Consider the following 23,352-nt stretch of genomic DNA (forward strand, 5'->3'; position numbering starts at 1 on the left):
CCATGACCCCGGTCGACGGCCCGCTGCGCCGCCTGGAGTCGCTGGGCGACCAGGCGATCTTCCACCTGCGCGCGCTGGCCTGGGCGCCGCGCGCGGTCGTGCGGTACGGCCGCGAGATCGTCCGGCTGCTGGCCGAGGTCACCTTCGGCAGCGGCGCGCTGGCGGTGATCGGCGGCACGCTCGGCGTGATGGTCGGGCTGACCCTGTTCACCGGCACCGTCGTCGGGATGCAGGGCTACGCCGCGCTCGAACAGCTCGGCACCGACACCCTGACCGGGTTCATGTCCGCCTACTTCAACACCCGCGAGGTGGCGCCACTGGCGGCGGGGCTCGCGCTGTCGGCCACGGTCGGCTGCGGGTTCACCGCCCAGCTGGGGGCGATGCGGATCTCCGAGGAGGTCGACGCGCTGGAGGTGATGGCGGTGCCGAGCCTGCCCTTCCTGGTGACCACCAGGGTGCTGGCCGGGTTCCTCGCGGTGATCCCGCTCTACGTCCTGGGCCTGCTGTCGTCCTACCTCGCGTCCAGGCTCATCACGGTCTCCTTCTACGGCCAGTCGGCGGGCACCTACGACCACTACTTCACGCTGTTCCTGCCGCCGCAGGACGTCCTGTGGTCGTTCGCGAAGGTGCTGCTGTTCGCGGTGGTGATCGTCCTCGTGCACTGCTACTTCGGCTACCGCGCGACCGGCGGCCCGGCCGGGGTCGGCGCCGCGGTGGGCCGGGCGGTGCGCACCGCGATCACCACGCTGACGCTGCTGGACTTCTTCCTGAGCCTGGCGATCTGGGGCTCGACCACGACCGTCCGGATCTCCGGATGAACTCCTACCGGGTTCGCAGGCAGGTGGCCGGGGTCGGGTTCCTGACCGTGGTGGTGCTGTTCCTGGCGATGATGGTGGCGGTCTACCAGAAGGCGTTCACCCCGGCCGTGCGCGTCACGCTGCGCACCGACCACGTCGGCAACCAGCTGGGGAAAGCGGCCGACGTGAAGGTGCGCGGGGTCATCGTCGGCGAGGTCCGCGACATCCGCGCGTCGGCCGCCGGGGCCGAACTCGACCTCGCGCTGGACCCGGATCAGGCCGCGATGATCCCCCGCGACGTCTCGGCGCGGCTGCTGCCCAAGACGCTGTTCGGCGAGCGGTACGTCAACCTCCTGCTGCCGGCCGGTACCCGACAGCCCGCGCTGGCCGACGGCGACGTGATCGCGCAGGACCGCACCGAATCCGCGGTCGAGCTGGAGAAGCTGATGAGCGATCTGCTCCCGGTCCTGCGGGCGGTCCAGCCGGACAAGCTCACCTCCGCGATCAACTCGGTCGCGATGGCGTTGGAAGGAAACGGGGAAAGGCTGGGTGCCACCCTGGTCGAGCTGAACCACCTGCTGGCGGGCGTCAACCCGGCGCTGCCGGACCTGGCCGCCGATCTCAGGGGGATCGCCGACGTCTCCCGCACCTACTCCAACGCGGCTCCGGATCTGCTTGCCGCGTTGCGCGATCTGACCACCACGAGCAGGACCCTGGCCGAACAGCGGGGAAACGTCGACAAGCTGCTCACCGCGACGACCGCGGCAGCCGACGAGACCAGCGGATTCCTGCGCGACAACGGGGAAATCATGGTCGACCTCGCGTCCTCGTCACGTCCCGCGCTCGAACTGCTCGCCGCGTACGCCCCGGAGTACGAGTGCGTGCTGGAGTCGATCGCCGGGATGGTCCCGCGCCTGGACGAGGCTTTCGGCAAGGGCACCGACACGCCGCGCTCCGCCCGGTTCACGGTGGAGATCACCACGAACCGCGGCAAGTACGTCCCCGGCCGCGATGCCTTCCGGTGGGAGGACAGGCGCGGACCGCGCTGCATCGCCGACACCCCGGGCGATTCTCCGGAGCACCCGACCGAGGACGGTTCGGCACCACCACCGGGACCGCTGCCGCTGGACGCCGTGCTCGCCCCGGCGATGGCTCCCGGGCCCGTTCCGCAGTGGAGCGGGCTGCTGGCCGGTCCGGCGCTGCGCGGGGCGGAGGTGGTGCTGCGGTGACGAAGCTGCTGCCGACCGTGCTGAAGCTGACCGCGTTCGTGCTGGTCGCGGTGACCGCGACGACCTTCCTCGGGGTGACGATGGCAGGCACGCGGCTGGGTCCGGACTCGCACTACCTGGCCAGGTTCACCGACGTCACCGGTCTGAACGAGGGTGACGACGTGCGGATCGCCGGGGTGCCGGCCGGGCAGGTGCGCTCGATCCGCATCGTGGACCGCAGGCTGGCCGAGGTCGAGTTCGCCCTCCACGACCGCAGGCTGCTGCCCGCCTCGGTGACCGGGACCGTCAAGTACCGCAACCTGATCGGCCAGCGCTACCTCGCGCTCGACCGCGGGTCCGGCCCGCCGGGCGAGATGCTGCCGGAGGGCAGCACGATCCCGGTGGAGCGGACGAGGCCGGCGCTGAACCTGACCGTGCTGTTCAACGGGTTCAAGCCGCTGTTCCAGGCGCTGTCGCCGAAGGACGTCAACGAGCTCTCCCAGGCGATCATCGAGGTGTTGCAGGGCGAGGGCGGCACCGTCGAGGGGCTGCTCGGCCGGATCGCGTCGCTGACCTCCACGATCGCCGAGCGCGACCGGGTGATCGGAGAGGTCGTCGCCAACCTCAACACCGTGCTGGGCGCGGTGAACTCGCGCGGCGAGCAGCTCTCGGGCGTGCTCGCGCAGACCCAGCAGCTGGTCACCGGCCTGGCCGGGGACCGGCGTCCGATCGGGGAGGCGATGGCAGGCATCGCCGAGCTGACCGGCGCGACCGCGGGCCTGCTGGCCGAGGGCAGGGGACCGCTGCGCGACGACATCGCCGGGCTCGGCGTGCTGTCCCGCAACCTCGGCGACCACGAGGAGCTGGTGCGCCGGTTCGCCGAGAACCTGCCGGACAAGCTCAACACCGTCATGCGGCCCGCGACCTACGGGTCCTGGTTCAACTTCTACCTCTGCCGCGCCTCCGGCCGCGCCGGGATCGCCGATGCGGGCGTGGAGCTGCCGATCCTGCCGCTGCCCGCCACCGATACCCCGGAGAGGTGCCGATGACCACCGCCCGCCCCGCCCGGACCGGGGCCGTCGGACTCGCGGTCCTGACGACCCTGCTGGTGGCCGTGTTCTTCCTTGAGGACATCCCGCTGATCGGCGGCCGGAACCACACCGCGCACTTCACCGAGGCGGCCGGGCTGAGCCCCGGCGACGAGGTCCGCATCGCCGGGGTGAAGGCGGGCTCGGTCACGGCGATGGAGCTGGAGGGCGACCACGTGCGGGTCGACTTCCGGGTGCCGGACGCGTGGCTCGGCGACCGCACCACGGCCTCCATCGAGATCAAGACGCTGCTGGGCCAGAAGTACCTGGCGCTGGACCCGCTCGGCGAGTCCGAACTGGACGGACCGATCCCGGCGAGCCGGACGCGGTCGCCCTACGACATCAACGACGCGTTCTCCGGGCTCGCCGGCGCGGTCGAGCAGATCGACACCGCGCGGCTCGCGCAGAGCTTCGAGGTGATGTCGCAGACCTTCGCGGGCAGCCCGCGCCACGTGGGCGAGGCGTTGCGCGGTCTTTCGGCGCTGTCGCGGACGATCGCGTCCCGCGACGAGAGCCTGGGCCGGCTGCTCGGCAACGCCCGGCAGATCAGCGGGACGCTCGCGGCCAGGGACGGCGAGCTGCGCCGCCTGCTGGCCGACGGGAACGCCCTGCTGGAGGAGATCCGGTTCCGCAAGGACGCCATCAGCGCACTGCTGGCCGGGGTCTCGCGGCTGTCGGAGGAAGTGCGCGGCGTGGTGGCCGACAACAGCGCCCAGCTCCGCCCCGCGCTGGACAGCCTCGGCCGGATCACCGCGATCCTCCGGCAGAACCAGGAGAACCTGGACCGGGGGCTCCAACGGCTCGCCCCCTTCGCGCGGCTGTTCACCAACATGCTCGGCAACGGCCGCTGGTTCGACGCCTACGTGTGCGGGCTGCTCCCGCCGACCGTCGAGACCGGGTTCGGATCGATGAACCCGCAGGGCTGCGAGCCGCCCGTCGCCGGGCAGATCGGAGCGCCGGGATGACCCCGCTGAGCAAGCTCACCGCCCTGGCCTGCGCGCTGGTCCTCCTGCTCGGAGGCGTGCTCTGGTGGAGCCAGGAGGAGCAGCGGGGCACTCGGATCACCGCGTACTTCGGCGCCGCTGTCGGGATGTATCCGGGATCGGACGTGCGGGTGCTCGGCATGAAGGTCGGCAGCGTGACGCACGTGCTGCCGGAAGGCACGCAGGTCCGGGTGGACATGCTGGTCGAACCGGACATCGCGATCCCCGCTGACGCGCGGGCGGTCGCCACCGCGTCCGGTCTGGTCAGCGACCGGTACGTGCAGCTGACCCCGGTGTACCGGGAGGGGCCGGAGATCGGCGACGGCGCGGTGATCCCGCGCGAGCGGACCGCGACGCCGGTGGAGGTCGACGAGCTGGCGCGCAGCCTCGACGAGCTCGCCGTCGCGCTCGGCCCGGACGGCGCCAACCGCGAGGGCGACCTGTCGGCCGCGCTGGACACCGCCGCCCGCAACCTCGACGGCAACGGGCAGCGGCTGGGGGAGACGATCCGGGAGCTCGGTGCGGCGGCGTCGACGCTGTCCGGCTCGCAGGAGGACCTGTTCGCTTCGGTGGACCAGCTGCGGACCTTCACCCGCACGCTGGCCGACAGCGACGAGCTGGTGCGCGGGCTCGGCGCGCAGCTCGCCGACGCGACGGGCTTCCTGGCCGGGGAGCGCGAGGAGCTGGCCGCAGCGCTGGCCCAGCTCGGCCCGGCGCTGACCGAGGTCCGCGGGTTCGTCGAGGACAACCGCGAGAGCATCCGGACCGATGTGGACGACCTCGCCGAGATCACCTCGGTGCTGGGGCGGCAGCGGTCCGCGCTGGCCGAACTGCTCGACGTCATCCCCGCCGGGCTCTCCAACCTCAACAACGCCTACGACCCGGCTTCCGGGACGCTCGGCGTGCGGGTCAACCCCAACGAGCTCAACCACCCGCCGGTGGTGATCCTGTGCAAGGCGCTGCGCCGGGCGGCACCGGGGCAGCTGCCGCCGGAGCTGGCCGCGACCTGCGACCGGCTCGCCCCGGTGCTCGACGGGGTGCCGCCTCCGGCGGAGCTGCTCGACGAGGTGTTCCGGGGCGACCTCCCGCCGCTCCCGCTGGGAGGTGGGCGGTGATGCGGTGGCGGGTACCGCTCGCGGCGGTCCTGCTGGCGACATCCTGCGGGGTTGCCTCCTGCGGTGTCGCGGACCTGCCGCTGCCCGGTGGGGCAGACGTGGGAACCGATCCGCGCAGGGTCACCGCGCGGTTCGCCGACGTGCTCGACCTGGTGCCGCAGGCGAGCGTGAAGGTCAACGACGTCGCGGTCGGGCGGGTCGAGTCGGTGCGGCTGGCGCCGGACGGCTGGACCGCCGAGGTGAGCATGCTGGTGCACGGTGACGTGCGGCTGGCGAGCAACGCGGGAGCGCAGCTGAGGCAGTCCAGCCTGCTCGGGGAGAAGTACGTCCAGCTGGTGCGGCCCGAGCGCCCGGAGGCCGGCGAACTGGGCGACGGCGCGGTCATCCCGCTGGAGCGCACCGGCAGGAACCCGCAGGTGGAGGAGGTGCTGGGCGCGCTGTCGATGCTGCTCAACGGCGGTATCGGCCGGGTGCACGACATCGTCGGGGAGGTCAACGCGGCGTTGTCGGGCAACGAGGAGGACCTGCGCGCACTGCTATCCAATGTGGACACCTTCGTCGGATCGCTGGACGCGCAGAAGAACGACATCACGCGCGCCATCGACGAGCTGAACCGGCTTTCGGCTTCGCTGGCGGGGCAGCGCGACGACATCGTGACCACACTGGACGGAATCGGCCCCGGGATCGAGGTGCTCGACGAGCAACGGGGTCAACTGGTCGCGATGCTGCAGTCGGTCGACAGGTTGTCCGATGTCGCGGTCGACACCGTCCACCGCAGCCGAGACGACATCGTCGCGGACCTGCACGCGCTGGTGCCCACGCTGCGGGAGCTCGGCAGGGCGGGGGAGAGCCTGCCGAAGAGCCTGGAAGTGCTGCTCACCCCGCCCTTCACCGACTACTCGACCGAGGCGGTCCGCGGCGACTACATGAACGCCGACATCGAACTCGACCTGGAACTGGGGAGCGTGCTGGGCAACCTCGCCGAGTCCCGGACTCCGGTCCACGAGCCGCCTGACGTCCTGCGCCCGCCGATCGAACCCCCGCCGTTGCCCCTGCCGCTGCCGCCCCTGCCGCTGCCACCGGCCGAGCCCCGGCCCCTGCCGCTGCTCGACGATCTGCTCGGAGGGCTGTGATGCTGCCGAAGAAGATCAAGGTGCAGATCGGGATCTTCCTGCTCGTCGCGTTCGTCGGCGTGGTCCACGTCGGCGGGCGGTACGCGGGCCTGGACCGGCTGGCCGGACCGCGCGGGCACGTGGTCGTCGCCCAGCTCGCCGAGTCGGGTGGCCTCTCGACGCACGCCGAGGTCACCTACCGGGGGGTGCCGGTCGGGCGGGTCGGGGAGCTGCGGCTGACCGCGGACGGGGTGGAGGCCCAGCTCGACATCGACCCCGACGCGCCGCCGGTCCCCGCCGACACCGAAGCCGTGGTGGCGAACCGGTCGGCGGTGGGGGAGCAGTACGTCGACCTGCGCCCGCGCACTGCCGAGGGCCCGTTCCTCGCCGACGGTTCGGTGATCCGCAGCGCCGACACGTCGGTCCCGCTGCCGCCGGAGATGCTGGTGGCGCACCTCGACTCCCTGGCCGCGAGCGTCCCGCAGGACTCGCTGCGCACGGTCGTCGACGAACTCGACACCGCGTTCACCGGAGCCGGCCCTCAGCTGCGCACGCTGCTCGACAGCGCGCACTCGTTCACCACCGCCGCCACCGACCACCTGCCGCAGACCACTGATCTGCTGGCCGCGGGCCGCACCGCGCTCGACACGCAGCGCTCGGAGTCCGAGCACCTGCTGACCTTCGGCCGCGACCTGCGGGCGCTGGCGGCCACGGTCCGCGAGTCGGACCCGGCCCTGCGCGCGGCGATCGCGGCCGCGCCGGACGCCGCCCGGCTGACCGCCGAGGTCGTGCGCGAGTCGGGCCCGGACCTCGGGATCGTCCTGGCGAACCTGCTCAGCACTTCGCACATCGTCGAGACGCGGCTCGACGGGCTGGAGCAGGCGCTGGTCACGATGCCTCCGGCGATGGCCGCGGCCGACAGCGTGCTGCCCGGCGACGGGCGCGCCCACTTCGGACTCGTGCTCAACGTCTTCAATCCGCTGGTGTGCACTCGGGGGTACGGCAGTACCGTCCAGCGGCCGGGGGACGATCTCAGTCCCGCACCGGCTAACCAGTACGCGTACTGCGCGGAACCGCCGGGGAGCCCGACCAACGTCCGGGGTGCGCAGAACGTGCCCTAAAGCGGCACGCCTGAGTGGTGGCTGCCACGAGGCCCTGAGAGCCTGTGCGGGTGACCGACCACGCACCACACCGCAGGGACGTGCGCCGCTGGCAGCGCAGGCTGGCCGACGAGCGCGAGGAGGCCGAGGTCTACCGGTCCCTGGCCGATCGCCGCACCGGGGAGGAGCGGGAGATCCTGCTCGGGCTCGCCGAGGCCGAGGAACGGCACGCCGCGCACTGGAAGAACCTGCTCGGGGACCGGATCGGGCCGGAGCGGCGGGGCGATCTCCGGATGCGGCTGCTGGTGCTGCTGGCCCGGCGGTTCGGTTCGGTGTTCGTCCTCGCGCTCGCGCAGCGGGCGGAAAGCCGGTCGGTCTACGACATCGACGCCGATGCGACCCGTGCGATGGCGGCCGACGAGCGCATCCACGCCGAGGTCGTGCGGGGGCTCGCCGCGCGCGGCCGGGCGCGGGTGTCCGGGTCGTTCCGGGCGGCCGTGTTCGGCGCGAACGACGGTCTGGTCAGCAACCTCGCCCTGGTCCTCGGCGTCACCGGCGGCGGTGTCACCACCAGTGCCGTGCTGCTCACCGGCCTGGCCGGGCTGCTCTCCGGCGCGTTGTCGATGGGCGCCGGGGAATACATCTCGGTGCGCTCGCAGCGGGAACTGCTCGCCGCGTCCCGGCCGGACCGCGCGGCTCGGGCGGTCGTGCCGCACCTGGATGTCGACGCGAACGAACTCGCCCTGGTCTACCGAGCCCGTGGCATGTCGGCTGAGGAAGCCAAGCGTCGCGCCGACGCGATGTTGCGCAGCGGTGGCACCGAACCCCGGACTGCGGAGTCCGAAGAGGACGGTCACGAAGTGGTCGGCAGCGGGGTGCACGCGGCGCTGTCGAGCTTCTGCTTCTTCGCCTCGGGCGCGGCGATTCCGGTTCTGCCGTTCCTGTTTGGTCTCCACGGGTCGGCAGCCGTCGTGGTGGCTGTCGTGCTCGTTGGCTGCGCGCTGATGCTCACCGGTGCGACCGCTGGGGTTCTTTCCGGCGCAGCACCGCTTTCACGCGCCATGCGGCAGCTCGCCATCGGCTTGGGTGCCGCAGCGGCCACTTACTTGCTCGGCCTGGCATTCGGCGCTGCTGTGGGCTAGGTCGGCGGGTGAGGGCATGATGTCGGCATGGCCCACGTTGCGCTGTTCCACTCGGTTCTCGGTCTGCGTTCTGCCGAACGTCTCGCCGCCGAACGCTTGAGCAAAGCCGGACACGAGGTCGTCACGCCCGACCTCTTCGACGGCCAGACCGCGGCGACCCTCGACGAGGGGTTCCGGCTGCTGGACCGGACGGGCTGGGACGTCGTGGTGCGACGCGCCCGCCAGGCAGTCGAGGACATGCCGGAAGGGACCGCGTTCGTCGGGGTGTCCATGGGATCCGGTGTCGTCGCCAATCTGCTGTCCGAACGCCCTGCGGCCGGGCCGGTTGTCCTGCTGCACGCCGCTGTCGAGCTTCCGGCCCGGGTTCCCGCCGGTCTCAGGATGCAGCTGCACGCCGCGGAGCCGGACGAGTTCGCGCCACCCGAACGCGTCGCCGGCCTCCGCCGGGCGGCCCGGGAATCCGGAGTCGCGTTGGAGATCTTCCGGTATCCGGGCGCCGGGCACTTCTACATCGACCCCGAGCTGCCGGACCACGACCCGGCAGCCGCCGAGCTGACCTGGCGGCGGGTGCTGGACTTCCTCGGGTAGGGCCGGACTTCCTCGGGTGGACGTCGGCGGCCGGGTCACCGCTCCAGCGCGGCGAGGGTGGCATCGACCGTGTTGCCGACGTCGATGACGTTGTCCAGGAAATCCAGGATCCGCTGGGCTTCCGGGGTCAGCTCGGGACCCGGCGTCGCGGCGTCCAGCGACGCCAGGCGCGCGTTCTGCCGCGCCTGCAACACCGCGCCGCGCAGCACCTGGAGTTGCTCGCGGGTCGGTTTCCCGCCGCCGTCGGCGATCTCCTGCACGCAGCGCCGGACGCGGGGGTCGCTGCGGACGAGCGAGCGCCGCGCCGCGAAGTCGGCGATGTCGCGGGTGGAATCGCGCAGCCGGGCGCGTGGTGCGTCGGCGGGCAGCCGGACCGGCTCGGTCGCTCCGGGCGGGAGCAGGCTGTCCATCGCGGCCCGGACCCGCTCGTCCTGGTCCCGGCCGCGCTGCACCGGATCGACCCGGGTGCGGGCGGCGCGCCGGGCGCGATCGCGCGCCTGCTCGCCGCGTTCGGTCAGCCGCGGAGCGGATCGGGGCGCCTCGCGCCGCTGCCGTTCCTGCTGCAGGACCAGGTACCGGCCGAACTCCAGCCCGGGTCTGGGCGGCGGCAGCTTGGAATGGGCCGTCTCCGCCTGCGGCGACTCGTCGTACCAGTGCCGCAGGCGGTTGCGGGTGAACTCGTCGGCGGTCTCGTTCTTGCCGCGCCGCGCCTGCGGACTGCCGTCCGGGCGGTGGTCGAGCGCGTGCAGCACGGCCTGCACGTGCCAGCCCTCGGCGAACCACGGTTCGAGCAGCCGCTCCAGGACACGGCGGTTGGCGTCGTTCCAGTGCACGCGCGAGCACAGCAGCTCGACGGCCTGCGCCACGTCCCCGCTGTTGCGCGGGATGACGTTGATCGGCCAGTCCCGTAGCTGTACCACGCGTCCTCCTCACCTCGGGCCAAGCAGGATAACGGCTCCGCCGCAGCGGCTAGTCAGCCCGCCTGCCGAGCAGCAGTGCGGCGAGGACGGCCCCGGCCAGCGCGAGTCCCGCGCCCCAGTACGCCGCCATGGAGTGGCCGTGCACCTGGGTCGCCGCCGCTGCCGCGACGGCGTTCATCAGCGTGATGCCCGCCGAACCGCCGATCTGCTGCGCGGTGCTCAGCAGCGCGGAGGCGACGCCGGAGTCCTCCGGCGCGACCCCGGTCAGCGCGGTGCCGATGCTCGGGGTCATGACCAGGCCCGCGCCGATCCCGAACAGCACCTGTGCGGGCAGGATCGCCGACAGGTAGGTGCTGTCCGGCGTCAGCTGCGCCAGCCACACCAGCCCGCACGCGGTGAGCAGCATTCCCGGCACCACCAGCGGGCGCGCGCCCGTGCGCGGCAGCAGCCTGCCGGAGACCTGCGACGCGGTGAGCATCGTCAGCGCGGAACCCGGCAGGATCGCGATTCCGGTCGCCAGCGGTGAAAAACCCATGACGCCCTGCAACTGGTAGGTCATCACCAGCATCGTCCCGAACATCGCCGCCATGACGAGCGCGACGGCCGACAGCGCTCCCGCCCGGCGGCGGTCGGCGACCACGCGCGGTGGTAGCAGCGGCTGCTGCGCCCGGGCCTGGCGGACGCCGAACGCGGCGAGCAGCACCACCGCGGCGACCAGCAGCCCGGCCGAGCCCCCGCCGTCGAGACCGTAGATCAGCGCGGCCATCCCGGCGATTCCCAGCACCGCCCCGATCAGGTCGGGGCGGACTCCGCGATGTCCAGGCAGGTCCGGCAGCAGCACCGGGGTCAGCACCGCGACCAGCGCCGCGATCGGCACGTTGACGTAGAGGCACCAGCGCCAGTCCAGATAGCCGACGAGCACACCGCCCAGGACCAGGCCGAGCGCCCCGCCGGCTCCGGCGACCGCGCTGAAGCGGCCGAGCGCGCGGGCGCGCTCGCGCTGGCCGGTGAACAGCGCGGCGAGCAACGCCATGGTCGACGGCGCGAGCAGTGCGGCGAACGCGCCCTGCGCGGCGCGGGCGGCGATCAGCATGACGGCGCCGTTCGCGGCGCCACCGGCGGCCGAGGCGAGGCCGAAGCCGATCACCCCGATCAGCAGGCTGCGCCTGCGCCCGAGCGCGTCGGCGATGCGCCCGCCGAGCAGCAGCAGCGAGCCGAAGGCGAGCATGTAGGCCGTCACGACCCACTGCCGGTCGCCGTCGGTAAGCCCCAGATCGCGCTGCGCCCAGGGCAGGGCGATGTTCACGATCGTCGTGTCCAGCAACACCATCAGCTGCGCCGCGCTGATCAGCGTGAAACCCCACCACGGCCGGTGGGCGGTCCCCGCGGTGGGGGCTGTCGTGGTCATCGGTCGATGTCTCCCTCGCTCGGTCGGTGCGCAGCAGCATGCCAGCAATAACTTAACCGAGTCAAAAAATTATCCAAGGCAGATGATTGCCCTGGTCTGGTTCCCGGGTAGCCTGGCGGGATGAGCGAGCAGGGGTTGCGGGCCCGCAAGAAGGAGCGAACGCGCCGGGCGATCTCGGACGCCGCGATCCGGCTGTTCCTGGAGTCGGGGTTCGACCGGGTCCCGGTCGCCGAGGTCGCGGCGGCGGCCGAGGTCTCCAAGCCGACGCTGTTCAGCTACTTCCCGACCAAGGAGGACCTGGTCCTGCACCGCTTCGCCGACCACGTCGACGAAGCCGCCCGGGTCGTGCGGGAACGCCCGGGCGGCCAGGCGCCGCTGGACGCGCTGCGCGAGCACCACCTGCGCGGCCTGAAGGAGCGCGACCCGATCACGGGGCTCAGCGACGAGGAAGAAGTCCTGGCGTACAACCGGCTTCTCTACGGAACGCCGGGTCTGGTCGCGCGGCTGTCCCGGTTCACCGACCGCTCGACGGAACTGCTGGCGGAGGCGTTGCGCGACGCCGTCGGCTCCGGTGATCTCGTGGCGCGGCTCGCGGCCGGGCAGATCGTCGCCGTGCAGCGGCTGCTGGCGCTGGAGAACTACGAGCGGCTGGCGGCGGGGGAGAGCGCGCGGAAGCGGTATCCGGCGGCGGTCAAGGATGCGAACCGGGCTTTCGAGCTGCTCGGTTCGGGGCTGGGTTCCTACTGCGGCTGAGTGTTCCTGCCGCGGCTGATTCGTTGCTGTGCGGCTGGATCTTTCCGCCGCGGGCGGGATCTTCCCTCCGTGACCGGAGATTCTCGCCGGGGTCAAATGTCCGACGGCCAGATCCGTGCCTGAATCGTCCTGAGTGGACAGATCTGGCAGAGTCGCGCCGACCGGGACTGGGAAGGGGTGTTTCCCGGTCGGCGCGCTCCTGGTTGTCCTCAGTGGACTTGCTGTTGGTCGTCCTCCTGCGTCACCTCCTCACTCGCGGGCGCAACGGCCGTCGCTACCGGTGCGTCCGCGTTGTTCTCGCGCTGCGCGGCCCTGCGAGCTCGGCCGGATTCGTCGTGGACACGGGGAATACCACTCTCCTGGTCGTGACGGGGTGCGGGATGATTCCGGTAAAGGAGAAAGGGAATTGTCGGCGGCGGCCGCTTGGTGGTTCAGGGGATCAGCTCCGGTCGACCGGTGGTTCCGGATCGGTCTCGGGCCGACAACGGCGACGTTAGCATCGTGGAAACAGACCGTACAGTCACCCGAACGGTCTTGACTACTCGAACATCTTGGGTTCTTGGTTGTCCGAACGGCCTTGGCTCCCGGGCCCGGAATTCGAAATCCGCGACCATCACCCGATCCGCCGCTTGCGCGGCTGTCGGTAAGGCCATTAGTACGCGTCCGCTACTGCCTTTCGCGCACCCGCTTGTACCAATTGGCGGGCCACGGTACGTGGGCGCGCTGCTCCACTCGTGTCAACGGAGTCGTTTTCGGACTGCACGATTCGGGGATCACCGTATCTATTCCATCGGGTATAGGGTCTCCGGGAACTGATGAAGAGCAACGGCAATCGGCCGTTGTTCAGGATGGGTGAAATTCTGTCGGCGAAGCCGAACATCGTCACCGGTGCTCCGGGAGGAATGCTGTCGTGAAGTGGAACCTGCGGCTGGTCGCGGCCCAGCGGGGGATCTGGAAGTCGAGCGAACTGCAGCGCCGGTTCGCGGAGGAGGGCCTGGTGGTCTCGGCGGGCAAGATGTCGCACCTGTGGTCGGGCACGCCGAGCAGCCTGAAGCTCCACGACCTCGACCTGATGTGCTCCGCGCTCGGGTGCGAGGTCGGCGACCTGCTGATCCCGGAGCGGACCGCGTGCCCGGCACGGGTCGCCGGGGGCGGCGAGTGAACACCTACCTGGCCGGCTCCTTATGGGTGCTCTCGTCCGTGCTGGCCGCCGCCCTGGTCGCGTACCTGGTGCGGCGGATCGGCCAGGACGAGGGCAGACCCGGCAACAACGACGCGGCGGGCCAGGTCTTCACCATCGTCAGCGGCCTGCACGCGGTGGTCGTCGCGTTCGTTCTGATCACCCTGTTCGACACGGTCAGCTCGGCGCGGGCGGGAACCTACGACGAGGCCGAGAGCCTGGTGGCGGTGGCGTGGGCGGTGGACGCGCTGCCCGGGGAGGCCGGCAGCGAGGTCCGCGGGCTCGGCCGCGACTACGCGGGCACCGTCGTCGACGCGGAGTGGCCGCAGATGCGCGGCGGGCAGGACGTCACCGGGCCGGGCTGGGAGCAGCTGGACCGGCTGCGCGCGGCGGTGCTGGCGGCCGAGGCGGACGGCGAGTGGCAGGAGGAGCGCAAGAGCGAGGCCGCGGCCAGGCTGGACGAGGTCTACGAGAAGCGGCAGGAACGGCTCAACACCGCCTTCGACCGCAGCGTGGTGGCGGTGGTGTGGTTCGTGCTGATCGCGGGCAGCGTCATCTGCGTGCTGCTGCCGAACCTGTTCGGCGGCACCCGGATGGCCACCCACATCATCGTGGTGTCCACCCTGGCCGGAGCGCTGAGCCTGCTGCTGTTCGCGATCTACCAGCTGCAGAACCCGTTCGGCGGCGGATCGTGGATCGAGCCGGACGCGTTCCGCTGGGCGCTGGCCAGGCTCGGCTGACGTGGCGGCGGTCGTCGCCGTCGGGATGGTCCTCGCGCTCGCGCTCGGCCCGGCGCCTGCCCAGGCTCCGACCCCGGTCGCGGAGCCGGACTGCGCGTTTTTCCGCGTGCACAACGGTTTCGCGGGCGGGGTGTCGGACCTTTCCCGGTTCGAGTTGCCCTCCGGTGCCGAAACCCCGCTCGGCGAACTGGATTACCGGGTCAACGCGATCGGATACTCCCAGGACCAGAACCTCGTCTACGGCATCGTCCACAGGGGACGGGGCGGGCAGGTGTTTCCGGGCGGCCGGGTCATCACGATCGACCGCGGCGGCAACACCGCGGATCGGGGGCCGGTCCGGGGATTTCCGCTTGTGGTGAACGCCACCGGTGGTGCCATTTCCGGAAATCGGTGGTACGTCCGGGATCAATTCTTTCTGCACGTGCTGCGGGTGGATCCGGAAAGTCCGGATTATCTGCGCATCGTCCGATCGGTCCCGTTGTGGCCCTGGAGTTCCGGGATGGGCGACTTCGACGTGGACCCGGACAGCGGAATGCTCTACGGCGTGGCCGCCGCGTGGCACGGCGAGCCCGTCGTGGTCCGCGTCGATCCGGACAGCGGGCACGTGTCGGCGGTCGCCCGTGCGGACCTGCCGCACGGTGCGGAGTTCGGCTCGACCGTGCTCGGGCCGGACGGCGCGCTGTACGTCACCGCGAACGCCACGGCGGGGGCGAGCGTGCTCTACCGGGTCGAGCGGGACGGGTCGTCGCGGCGGCTGGCCACCGGGTCACCCGCGGCGAGCACCGACGGAGCCGGATGCCTGACGCGGTCGGCACCGCCGGAGCCGCCAACGCCGCCAGAGTCGCCAGCACCGGATCCACCGGTACCGCCGGATCCACCGGTACCGCCACAGGCACCGCCGCCGGACATGCCACCGGCGCCGCCCTTCCCGGTACCGCGTCCGCCGAGCCCGAGCCCGGTGCCGCCTGAGGCGCGCCCGCCGCTGCCGCCTCCACCACCGCCTCCGACCATCCGCGCACGCGAGAAACCGGAGGAAGAAGAGGACGCCGAAGCAAGCGGGCACACCACCGAGGAGAAGCGGCGTTGGGGCTTGGCGATGCTCCTGGTCCTGCTAGGAGCGAGTGCGGCGGGACGGCGAATCGCCCGCTGACGCGCTGATCCAGTGTGGACGGTTGTTGCGAGGTCCTGGCAGTTGCGCCGTTGTCGCACGGTTGAGCGGAGAACTACCGTTGTCGTGACGACGCGGGAGGTATCCGGTGGCCAACGGGCACGGGCACGGACTTGGGAAACACGGGCACGGACACGGACACCGCAGCGGTTCGGGCTGGCGGGCGCGGCTGCGCCACGCGCTCACCCCGCACAGCCACGACCCGGCAGGCGCTGTCGACGGTTCCCTTCAGGCGAGCCGCCGGGGAATGCGGGCGCTGTGGCTGTCGTTCGGCGCGTTGACGCTGACCGCGACCGGGCAGGCCGTCCTGGTCGGGTTCACCGGCTCGGTCGCGCTGCTCGGCGACACCCTGCACAACTTCGCCGACGCGCTGACCGCGGTCCCGCTGGCCATCGCGTTCCTGCTCGCCCGCAGGTCCGCGAGCAGGCGGTTCACCTACGGTCTCGGCCGCGCCGAGGACCTGGCCGGGCTGCTGATCCTCGCCGTCATCGCGACCTCGGCGGTGCTGGCCGGGTGGGAGGCGGTCCGCAGGCTGGCCCAGCCGCAGCAGATCGACCACCTCGGCTGGGTCGCGGCAGCGGGGCTGCTCGGCTTCGCCGGGAACGAGCTGGTCGCCCGCTACCGCATCGTCGTCGGGCGGCGGATCGGTTCGGCCGCGTTGGTCGCCGACGGCCTGCACGCGCGGGCGGACGGCTTCACCAGCCTGGCGGTCCTGCTCGCCGCAGGCGGCGCGGCGCTCGGCTGGACCTGGGCGGATCCGGTGGTCGGCCTGGCCATCACCGCCGCGATCGGCTCGGTGCTGTGGTCGGCGGCCAAGGAGGTGCTGGGCCGCGTGCTCGACGCGGTCGACCCGGAAGACCTGGGCCGCGCCGAGCGGGCGCTGGCGGAGACGCCCGGGGTCCGCGCGGTCAGCGGGCTGCGGATGCGCTGGGTCGGCCACCAGCTGCGCGCCGAGACAGAGCTGGACGTCGATCCGGCGCTGTCGCTGGCCGAGGCGCACCGGATCGCCCACGACGCCGAGCACCGCATGATGCACGCGCTTCCCCGGCTGCGGGCGGCGATCGTGCACGCACATCCCGCAAGGTCCTCAGCGCACGAGATCACCGCGCACCACCGGCTCGCCTGATCAGCCCAGCGAGGCGACGAGGTTGCGCAGCTCGGCCCGGTAGATCGCGCCGGGGTCGTTGGCCACGGCGCTCAGGTGGCCGTGGATCTCCAGGCTCACCAGGCCGTGCATGCGCCCCCAGACGCGCAGCGCGAGCGCGACGACGGCGGGCGAGAGGTCGCCGGCTTCGGTCTCGATCTTGGACCGGTAGCCGGCCGGGAAGTCCGACCAGGCGAAGCCGTCGTCCGGTTCCGCCGTGCACGCGGCGGCCACGAGCCGGTTGAGCCCGCCGCAGATGCGGCGCGCGGCCTGCGCGGCCGGGCCGTCGTCGGGCGCCCGGTACCCGGGAACCGGATCGCCGTAGATGAGCCGGAATCCCTGCGGATTGCTCAACGACCAGTCCCGCAGGGCGTCGCCCCAGGCGAGGAGTCGCTCACCGGGATCGTCGGGCGCCGCGTCGCGCGCGCTCTCCAGCGCGTCGGCGAGCGCGGCACCGAGGTCGCCGATCAGAGCGGTGACCAGATCGTCACGGGTGGGGAAGTAGCTGTAGATGGCGCGCGCGGTCATCCCCATCTCGCGGGCGATGCCGCGCAGCGAGATCCCGCCCGGGCCCGCTTCGGCCATCTGCCGGAGCGCGATCGTCATGATCTCGCGGGTCGTCTCCGCGCGGAGCCGTTCTCGTCGGCTGGTGATCGCTGGCACCTTGACACCGTACACCGTTGCATTAGTCTTCGTCGTGGCAAAAGTACACGCCGTGTCAAAAAGATTCGCCGTGTACTTCTTGAGCGACAGGAGTGCACATGACTGCGTACGTGCTGGTTGAAGCCGAGGTCCACGACTACGACCGCGCCGACGAGTACCGGGTGCTGGCCGAGGAGTCGATCCGCCGCCACGGCGGCCGGTACCTGATCCAGGGCACCGTGCCGGAGGCGGTCGAGGGGGCCTGGCCCAACCCCTCGCGGGTCACCACCGTCGTGGAGTTCCCGGACCTGGCCGCGCTGCGGGAGTGGTACGACTCGGACGAGTACCAGGCGGCGAAGGCGGTCCGCGAGGGCGCGATCGACGTCCGGTTGCTGGTCGCTCCCGGAAAGTCCGCTTAACGCCAACGAAAAAACCGGGGACGTCCGGCTCGTGGGACGGATTCGCCGTTGGTTGACATGGTTTCACCGCGGTGGTGACGATTGGACCGTGATGCACTCGGTTCTCCGCACCAGGCGCAGGCATCCGGACCTCCTCCGCGTGTCCGGCCAGGCGTGTCGGTACTGATCGATCGAAAGCCGCAGTGCGACGGGGAAAACCGCCCGCCGCCAACATCAGCCATCATCAGGAGCACGCTGTGTCCACCGCCCTCGTCATCTCCGGGAGTCCTTCCTCCACGTCGAAGACCGAACGGTTCGCCGACCACGTCACCCGGCGGCTGGTCGCCGACGGCACCGCCGCCGAACACCTGCGGCTGCGCGGCCTTCCGGCCGAACCGCTGCTGACCGCCGACACCTCGCACCCGGACATCGCCGCCGCGGTCAAGGCGGTCATCGACGCCGACGGGATCGTGCTGGCGACCCCGACCTACAAGGCCGCCTACTCCGGTCTGCTCAAGGTCTTCCTCGACCTGCTGCCGCAGTTCGGTTTCGCGGGCAAGGCGGTCCTGCCGCTGGCCACCGGCGGAACGGTCGCGCACGTGCTGGCGCTGGACTACGGGTTGCGCCCGGTCGTGCAGTCGCTCGGCCCGCGCCACGTGGTGCAGAGCCTCTTCCTGCTGAGCAAGCACCTCCTGGTGTCGGGGGACGACTTCGGCGTGCACCCCGACAGCGCCGGACCGCTGGACGACGTGCTCGCCCAGTTCCGCAAGGCGCTCGACGGCGTCCCGCACGACACCGTTCTCGGTCGCTCGGCCTGACCGGCGCCGAAAAGGGGCGGCACCCACGAGGTGCCGCCCCTTCTTCGTGCCCTGCCGCGTCAGCGGATTTCGGGTGGGCTGAGCTGGGACTGCGCGATGGCCGACGACCCGGTGCCCCACTTCTGCAGGATGCGCTGGTAGCTGCCGTCCTGGATGAGCTTGTTCACCGCCGCCTGCAGCGCGGGCGCCAGCGGCGATTCCTTCTTCAGCGCGAAACCGACGTCGAGCCTGCGGAACTCGTTGAGGAACTTCAGGTTCGGCTGCTGGGACACGCCGTAGCGCAGCCCGTTGATGGTGGACATGAGCACGTCCACCTTGCCCTGGTTGAGCGCGGAGAACAGGGCGCTCTGCTCGGAGAACACCTGCACCTGGTACTCCGGGCGGCCGGTTTCGGCGCAGCGGTGGCGCTGCGAGTTCAGCGTGGACTCGAAGGTGGTGCCCGCCCCGGTCCCGATGGTCCGACCGCACAGCTGCGTGATGTCGGTGACCTCGGGGAGATCGCTGTCCTTGCGGACCGCGAACCCCTGGCCGTCGTTGACGTAGGTGACGAAGTCGATGGTCTTCTTGCGTTCCTCGGTCACCCCGAAGTTGCCGGTGCCGACCTGGTACTTGCCGCTGCCCAGCGCGGGCAGGATCGTCTCGAACGCGGCGTCCTCCCGCTCGACCCGCACGCCGAGCACGCGCGCGACGGCGTCGGCGATGTCGACGTCCAGGCCGACGGGCTGCGGCCTGCCCTCGACGAAGAACCCGCCGGGCGGGGTGCCGATCGCCGAGCCGAAGCGCAGCACCCCGGAGGAGCGGACTTCCTCGGGGAGCAGGCCGGCGATCGAGTCGTCCTTCGGGATCGTCGAGACCACGTCGGTGTTGACGTCCAGCGTCGTTTCGGTGACGGGCGCCTGGCCGCAGGCGCTGAGGGCCATCGCGGTCAGCGCGACCGCGATGGCCAGAGGTTTGCGGAGCGACATTGTGCTGTCCTCGGTTGTACTTGGCCCTTCCGGGCCGCGAAGTCCACAGTGAACGGTCGGACTGCTCGGGGCAGCGTTGGTTCCCGGGAAGAAGTGGTTTGCGGGCGGAACGCGGTGGTGCGGCGGGAAAAGCGCGCGGCCGGGCGGTCGCCGCAGCGACCGAGGGATGCCGGGCCGGCGCCTGTTTCAGCTGCTACAGGAGGCGGACCACACGAACCCCAGATCGATGTGGGCCCGCGTCACCAAACGCAACTGGTAGGTCACGAGATCGAGGATTGCCCGCCGCGGGAGCGAAGTCAACGGATGCCACGTTCTGGGACGGGGCAGGTGATCCGCCTTGACCGGACCCGCCCGGGGGTTATGGTGGCGATCAGGACCGGTGGTGGTCCGACGCGCGTTGAGGGACGCGGTGTTTGACGGACCCGGGGTCCGAAGGCTTCGGCCGGCGGCGGGTGCTCGTATCCATTTTCCCCTGCGCGAGTAGGAATCCATGACCCGTTCTCATCTGCGGGCGGTCTCCGACCCCGCGGCCGGCCAGGCCGCGGTACCGCCCCCGAAAGTCGTTCCGCTGCGCCACAGCGGGCGCTGGGCCGCCGCCGCGGTGGTGCTGGCGGTCTTCGCGCTGGTGCTGTGGTCGGTGGTGACCAACCCGAACTTCCAGTGGAGCGTCGTCGGCGCGTACTTCGGCACGCCGGCGGTGCTGCACGGCCTCGTCCTCACGCTGTGGCTGACCGCGGTGACGATGGTGCTCGGCTTCCTGCTCGGCACCGTGCTGGCGGTCATGCGGCTGTCCGGCAACCCGGTGCTGGTGGCGCTGAGCTGGGGCTACGTCTGGCTGTTCCGCTCGATCCCGCTGCTGGTGCAGCTGCTGTTCTGGTTCAACATCGGCGCGCTCTACCCGACGCTGGGCGTGGGCTCGTTCAGCATCTCCACGGTCGACCTGATCGGCGGCACCACCACGGCGGTCATCGGCCTGGTGCTGCACGAGGCGGCCTTCGCCGCCGAGATCGTGCGCGGCGGGATCCTGTCGATCGACGCGGGGCAGACCGAGGCCGCCCAGGCGCTGGGCATGGGACGGCTGCGGATCCTGCGCCGGATCGTGCTGCCGCAGGCGATGCGGGCGATCATCCCGCCCGCTGGCAACGCGCTGATCGGCACCCTGAAGGGGACCTCGATCGTGAGCGTCATCGCGGTGCACGACCTGCTTTACTCGGTGCAGATCATCTACAACCGCAACTACCTGGTCATTCCGCTGCTGCTGGTGGCGTGCGTCTGGTACCTCGTGGTGACCAGCCTGCTGACCATCTGCCAGTACTACGTCGAGCGGTACTACGCGCGCGGCTCGCAGCGGCAGCTGCCGCCGACACCGCTGCAACGCCTCCGCACCGGATGGCGTGCCGTGAACACCCGGCTGGCGAACACCCGGCCGGCGCGACCGGGGGAGCAGTCACGATGACGATGCTGCGAGTGCGCGACGTGCACAAGAGCTTCGGCCCGACACCGGTGCTGAAGGGTGTCTCGCTGGAGGTCGCAGCCGGGGAGGTGACGTGCGTGATCGGCCCGTCCGGCTCCGGCAAGAGCACGTTGCTGCGCTGCGTCAACCACCTGGAGAAGATCGACGCCGGGGTGGTGGAGCTCGACGGCGAGCTGGTCGGCTACCGGGAGTCGGCGGGCAAGCTGCACGAGCTCCCGGACCGGGCGATCGCCCGGCAGCGGGCCGAGATCGGCATGGTGTTCCAGAACTTCAACCTGTTCGGCCACATGACGGTGCTGGAGAACCTGGTGGAGGCGCCGGTCGGGGTGCGCGGTCTGTCCAAATCGGACGCTACCGGGCGGGCCAGGGAGATGCTGGAGCTGGTCGGCCTGCAGGGGCGGGAGGACTCCTACCCGCGGCAGCTCTCCGGCGGCCAGCAGCAGCGGATCGCGATCGCGCGGGCGCTGGCCATGCGGCCGAAGCTGGTGCTGTTCGACGAGCCGACCAGCGCCCTGGACCCGGAGCTGGTGGGCGAGGTGCTGACGGTGATGAAGGACCTGGCCGCGCGCGGGCTGACCATGGTCGTGGTGACCCACGAGATGGGATTCGCCCGCGAGGCCGCCGACAGCGTCGTGTTCCTCGACGAGGGGCAGGTGGTCGAGCGCGGTACTCCGTCCGCGGTGCTCGGTGCCCCGCGCGAACCGCGGACCCGGGAGTTCCTGGAACGGGTCCTGTGAGCGCGCAGCTGGTCGTGGTGGGTGCGGGCCCGCGCGCGACCGGACTGCTGGAGCGGCTCGGGGCCAACGCCCCGGAACTGCTGCCGGGCGAGTTGGCGGTGCACCTGGTCGATCCGCATCCGCCCGGTGCCGGGCGGGTGTGGCGGCCGGACCAGTCGCCGCTGCTGTGGATGAACTCGATGGCCGAGGACGTCACGATGTTCCTCGACTCGTCGGTGGAGTGCACCGGTCCGGTCCGGTCGGGTCCGTCGCTGGCGGAGTGGGCGCGGGAGGCCGACGCCGACGCGCTGCCGGAGGCCGTCGCCGGGCGGGTCCGGAAGCTGGAGGGCCGCGCGTTCGCCGACCGGCAGGTGCAAAGCGCTTACCTGTCCTGGGTTTTCGACCGGGCGGTGGCCTCGCTGCCGGACCGGATCGCGGTCCACGTCCACCGGGCGGAGGCGACCTGCGTCGAGGACCTCCCCGACGGCAGGCAGTGCGTCCGGCTGGACGACGGATCGGACCTCGTCGCCGACGTCGTCGTCCTCGCGCTGGGACACCTGGACGCAGAACCGGCCGGAGAGCACGCGCGGCTGCGGGACTTCGCCCGGCGGCACGGGCTGTTCTACCTCCCGCCGGAGTACTCGGCCGACGCCGACCTCACTGCGGTGGCGCCTGAGCAGGACGTGATCGTGCGCGGGTTCGGCCTCGCGTTCGTCGACCTGATGGTCCTGCTCACCGAAGGCCGGGGAGGCCGCTACCACCGCGACCGGGAGGGTGCGCTGCGCTACGAGCCGTCCGGGGCCGAGCCGCGGATCCACGTCGGATCCCGCCGGGGTGTGCCCTACCGGTCGAAGATCGGGTACGGCCTGATCGGGCAACGCCCGCGGTATCCGGTGTTCTTCGGCCCCGAGCAGATCGACCGGCTGCCGAGCGGAGCGGACTTCCGGCGCGACGTCTGGCCGCTGATCGCCAAGGAGCTGGGCTGGGGCCACTACCACGAGCTGTTCACCGCGCACCCGGACCGGGTCGCCATGGACTGGGCGGAGTTCGCCGCCCGGTACGCGGAGCTCGGGTGGCACGAGGTGGGGCCGCTGGTCGCGGAGGCGGTGCCGAAGCAGGCGGACCGGCTGGACATCGAGCGGCTGGACCGCCCGCTGCGGGGGATCGGCTTCGACGATCCGGACCGGTTCCAGGAGGCGATCCGGGAGCACGTCACCGACGACCTGGCCCGTCGCGGAAATGCCGACCACAGCGCGGATCTCGGGGTCTTCCTCGCCCTGCTGTCGGTCTACGGGCAGCTGCCCCGGGCGTTCGCCCGGCTCGACGCCCGCTCTCACGTCGCCGATCTCGACGGCTGGTTCTACGGGTTCTTCAACTACTTCGCCAGCGGGCCCCCGGGGCCTCGGCTGGAAGAACTGCTGGCGTTGTCCCGTGCCGGGGTGGTGTCGTTCCTCGGGGCGGACATGTGGGTGGAGGCCGACGGCGGTGAGTTCAGGGCCGGGAGCGCGAGCACACCGCGGGTCGTCTCCGCGCGGGCGCTGATCGAGGCGAAGCTGCCGGGGCCCAGCGTGCGCGGGAGCCGGAACCGGCTGCTGCGCGGGCTGCACGAGAGGGGCGCGGTGGCGGAGGAAGTCCTCGCGGAAGGGGATTTCCGGCACGCCACCGGCCGGGTGCTGGTCGCTCCGGAGTCGGGGCGGATCATCGACGGTGGCGGCGAGGAACATCCGCGCCGGTACGCCCTCGGAGCTTTCACGAGCGGGCGGGCGTTGGCAGCCTTCGCCCGGCCGAAGACGAATGCCCCGGCCTTCCGGGAGAACGACGCCGTCGCCCGCCGGATCCTGGTGCAGCTCGGGGAGTTCTGAAAAGCAACGCGGCCCTCGGGCGTCTCCGCGA

At 71.5% G+C, this 23,352-nt stretch carries 23 protein-coding genes; 19 read left to right on the forward strand and 4 right to left on the reverse strand.

The genetic code is table 11. The annotated features are described in order from the left end of the window. Positions 1-2: 2 nt before the first annotated feature. The 9 genes from ABD691_RS02180 to ABD691_RS02220 are packed head-to-tail and all read left to right on the forward strand — an operon-like array spanning position 3 to position 9,133. Positions 3-818, forward strand: coding sequence for an MlaE family ABC transporter permease (locus tag ABD691_RS02180; protein WP_344677621.1), 816 nt, complete (start codon positions 3-5; stop codon positions 816-818). Continuing rightward, positions 815-2,026 (forward strand): MCE family protein, encoded by a 1,212-nt coding sequence (locus tag ABD691_RS02185; RefSeq protein WP_344677622.1) that lies wholly within the window; start codon positions 815-817, stop codon positions 2,024-2,026. The genes ABD691_RS02180 and ABD691_RS02185 overlap by 4 nt, the downstream gene beginning before the upstream one ends. Beyond that, complete coding sequence (locus ABD691_RS02190) at positions 2,023-3,054, forward strand: MCE family protein (protein ID WP_344677623.1); 1,032 nt, start codon at positions 2,023-2,025, stop codon at positions 3,052-3,054. Before ABD691_RS02185 ends, ABD691_RS02190 begins: the two co-directional genes overlap by 4 nt. After that, on the forward strand, positions 3,051-4,058 hold the full coding sequence (locus ABD691_RS02195; protein WP_344677624.1) for an MCE family protein: 1,008 nt from the start codon (positions 3,051-3,053) through the stop codon (positions 4,056-4,058). Before ABD691_RS02190 ends, ABD691_RS02195 begins: the two co-directional genes overlap by 4 nt. Continuing rightward, positions 4,055-5,191, forward strand: coding sequence for an MCE family protein (locus tag ABD691_RS02200; protein ID WP_344677625.1), 1,137 nt, complete (start codon positions 4,055-4,057; stop codon positions 5,189-5,191). Before ABD691_RS02195 ends, ABD691_RS02200 begins: the two co-directional genes overlap by 4 nt. After that, positions 5,191-6,324, forward strand: coding sequence for an MCE family protein (locus tag ABD691_RS02205; protein WP_344677626.1), 1,134 nt, complete (start codon positions 5,191-5,193; stop codon positions 6,322-6,324). Before ABD691_RS02200 ends, ABD691_RS02205 begins: the two co-directional genes overlap by 1 nt. Next, positions 6,324-7,424, forward strand: a complete 1,101-nt coding sequence (locus ABD691_RS02210; protein WP_344677627.1) for an MCE family protein — start codon at positions 6,324-6,326, stop codon at positions 7,422-7,424. Before ABD691_RS02205 ends, ABD691_RS02210 begins: the two co-directional genes overlap by 1 nt. Positions 7,425-7,474: 50 nt before the next feature. Further along, positions 7,475-8,545, forward strand: a complete 1,071-nt coding sequence (locus tag ABD691_RS02215; protein WP_344677628.1) for a VIT1/CCC1 transporter family protein — start codon at positions 7,475-7,477, stop codon at positions 8,543-8,545. A gap of 27 nt (positions 8,546-8,572) precedes the next feature. Further along, positions 8,573-9,133: a dienelactone hydrolase family protein gene (locus ABD691_RS02220; protein WP_344677629.1), complete on the forward strand. Its 561-nt coding sequence runs from the start codon at positions 8,573-8,575 to the stop codon at positions 9,131-9,133. A gap of 35 nt (positions 9,134-9,168) precedes the next feature. Here the strand turns inward: ABD691_RS02220 and ABD691_RS02225 are convergent, their stop codons facing one another. Then, positions 9,169-10,053, reverse strand: coding sequence for a hypothetical protein (locus tag ABD691_RS02225; protein WP_344677630.1), 885 nt, complete (start codon positions 10,051-10,053; stop codon positions 9,169-9,171). 49 nt (positions 10,054-10,102) lie between these two features. Beyond that, a complete protein-coding gene (locus tag ABD691_RS02230) occupies positions 10,103-11,461 on the reverse strand; it encodes an MFS transporter (protein WP_344677631.1) in 1,359 nt (452 codons plus the stop codon). 120 nt (positions 11,462-11,581) lie between these two features. Here ABD691_RS02230 and ABD691_RS02235 point away from each other — a divergent pair, with 120 nt between their 5' ends. From ABD691_RS02235 to ABD691_RS02255, 5 genes are all read left to right on the forward strand, one after another. Then, positions 11,582-12,214, forward strand: coding sequence for a TetR/AcrR family transcriptional regulator (locus ABD691_RS02235; RefSeq protein WP_344677632.1), 633 nt, complete (start codon positions 11,582-11,584; stop codon positions 12,212-12,214). Between the two features lie 910 nt (positions 12,215-13,124). Continuing rightward, complete coding sequence (locus tag ABD691_RS02240; RefSeq protein WP_344677633.1) at positions 13,125-13,376, forward strand: helix-turn-helix domain-containing protein; 252 nt, start codon at positions 13,125-13,127, stop codon at positions 13,374-13,376. Continuing rightward, positions 13,373-14,134 (forward strand): bestrophin-like domain, encoded by a 762-nt coding sequence (locus tag ABD691_RS02245; RefSeq protein ID WP_344677634.1) that lies wholly within the window; start codon positions 13,373-13,375, stop codon positions 14,132-14,134. The genes ABD691_RS02240 and ABD691_RS02245 overlap by 4 nt, the downstream gene beginning before the upstream one ends. 1 nt (position 14,135) lies before the next feature. Continuing rightward, positions 14,136-15,284, forward strand: a complete 1,149-nt coding sequence (locus ABD691_RS02250; protein WP_344677635.1) for a DUF6923 family protein — start codon at positions 14,136-14,138, stop codon at positions 15,282-15,284. 106 nt (positions 15,285-15,390) lie between these two features. Next, the gene (locus ABD691_RS02255; RefSeq protein ID WP_344677636.1) at positions 15,391-16,428 is read left to right on the forward strand and encodes a cation diffusion facilitator family transporter; all 1,038 of its coding nucleotides are present in this window, start codon (positions 15,391-15,393) and stop codon (positions 16,426-16,428) included. On the opposite strand, the gene ABD691_RS02260 is transcribed toward ABD691_RS02255, so the two are convergent. Continuing rightward, the gene (locus ABD691_RS02260) at positions 16,429-17,109 is read right to left on the reverse strand and encodes a TetR/AcrR family transcriptional regulator (RefSeq protein WP_344677637.1); all 681 of its coding nucleotides are present in this window, start codon (positions 17,107-17,109) and stop codon (positions 16,429-16,431) included. A 98-nt stretch (positions 17,110-17,207) separates the two neighbouring features. On the opposite strand from ABD691_RS02260, the gene ABD691_RS02265 reads away from it, so the two are divergent. Together ABD691_RS02265 and ssuE are read left to right on the forward strand one after the other, a co-directional pair. Next, positions 17,208-17,507, forward strand: a complete 300-nt coding sequence (locus tag ABD691_RS02265) for a DUF1330 domain-containing protein (RefSeq protein WP_344677638.1) — start codon at positions 17,208-17,210, stop codon at positions 17,505-17,507. A gap of 236 nt (positions 17,508-17,743) precedes the next feature. Then, complete coding sequence (gene ssuE, locus ABD691_RS02270) at positions 17,744-18,304, forward strand: NADPH-dependent FMN reductase (RefSeq protein WP_344677639.1); 561 nt, start codon at positions 17,744-17,746, stop codon at positions 18,302-18,304. A 59-nt stretch (positions 18,305-18,363) separates the two neighbouring features. On the opposite strand, the gene ABD691_RS02275 is transcribed toward ssuE, so the two are convergent. Continuing rightward, positions 18,364-19,269 (reverse strand): ABC transporter substrate-binding protein, encoded by a 906-nt coding sequence (locus ABD691_RS02275; protein WP_344677640.1) that lies wholly within the window; start codon positions 19,267-19,269, stop codon positions 18,364-18,366. Between the two features lie 490 nt (positions 19,270-19,759). Here ABD691_RS02275 and ABD691_RS02280 point away from each other — a divergent pair, with 490 nt between their 5' ends. From ABD691_RS02280 to ABD691_RS02290, 3 genes are read left to right on the forward strand one after another with little or no spacing between them, the layout of a single operon-like run. Then, the gene (locus ABD691_RS02280; protein WP_344677641.1) at positions 19,760-20,725 is read left to right on the forward strand and encodes an amino acid ABC transporter permease; all 966 of its coding nucleotides are present in this window, start codon (positions 19,760-19,762) and stop codon (positions 20,723-20,725) included. Further along, entirely contained in the window at positions 20,722-21,480 is a 759-nt protein-coding gene (locus tag ABD691_RS02285; RefSeq protein ID WP_344677642.1) for an amino acid ABC transporter ATP-binding protein, read from the forward strand. Before ABD691_RS02280 ends, ABD691_RS02285 begins: the two co-directional genes overlap by 4 nt. Then, positions 21,477-23,321: an FAD/NAD(P)-binding protein gene (locus tag ABD691_RS02290; protein ID WP_344677643.1), complete on the forward strand. Its 1,845-nt coding sequence runs from the start codon at positions 21,477-21,479 to the stop codon at positions 23,319-23,321. Before ABD691_RS02285 ends, ABD691_RS02290 begins: the two co-directional genes overlap by 4 nt. Positions 23,322-23,352 lie beyond the last annotated feature (31 nt).

This window comes from Saccharopolyspora taberi (assembly GCF_039534165.1).
Classification (GTDB): Bacteria; Actinomycetota; Actinomycetes; order Mycobacteriales; family Pseudonocardiaceae; genus Saccharopolyspora_D; species Saccharopolyspora_D taberi.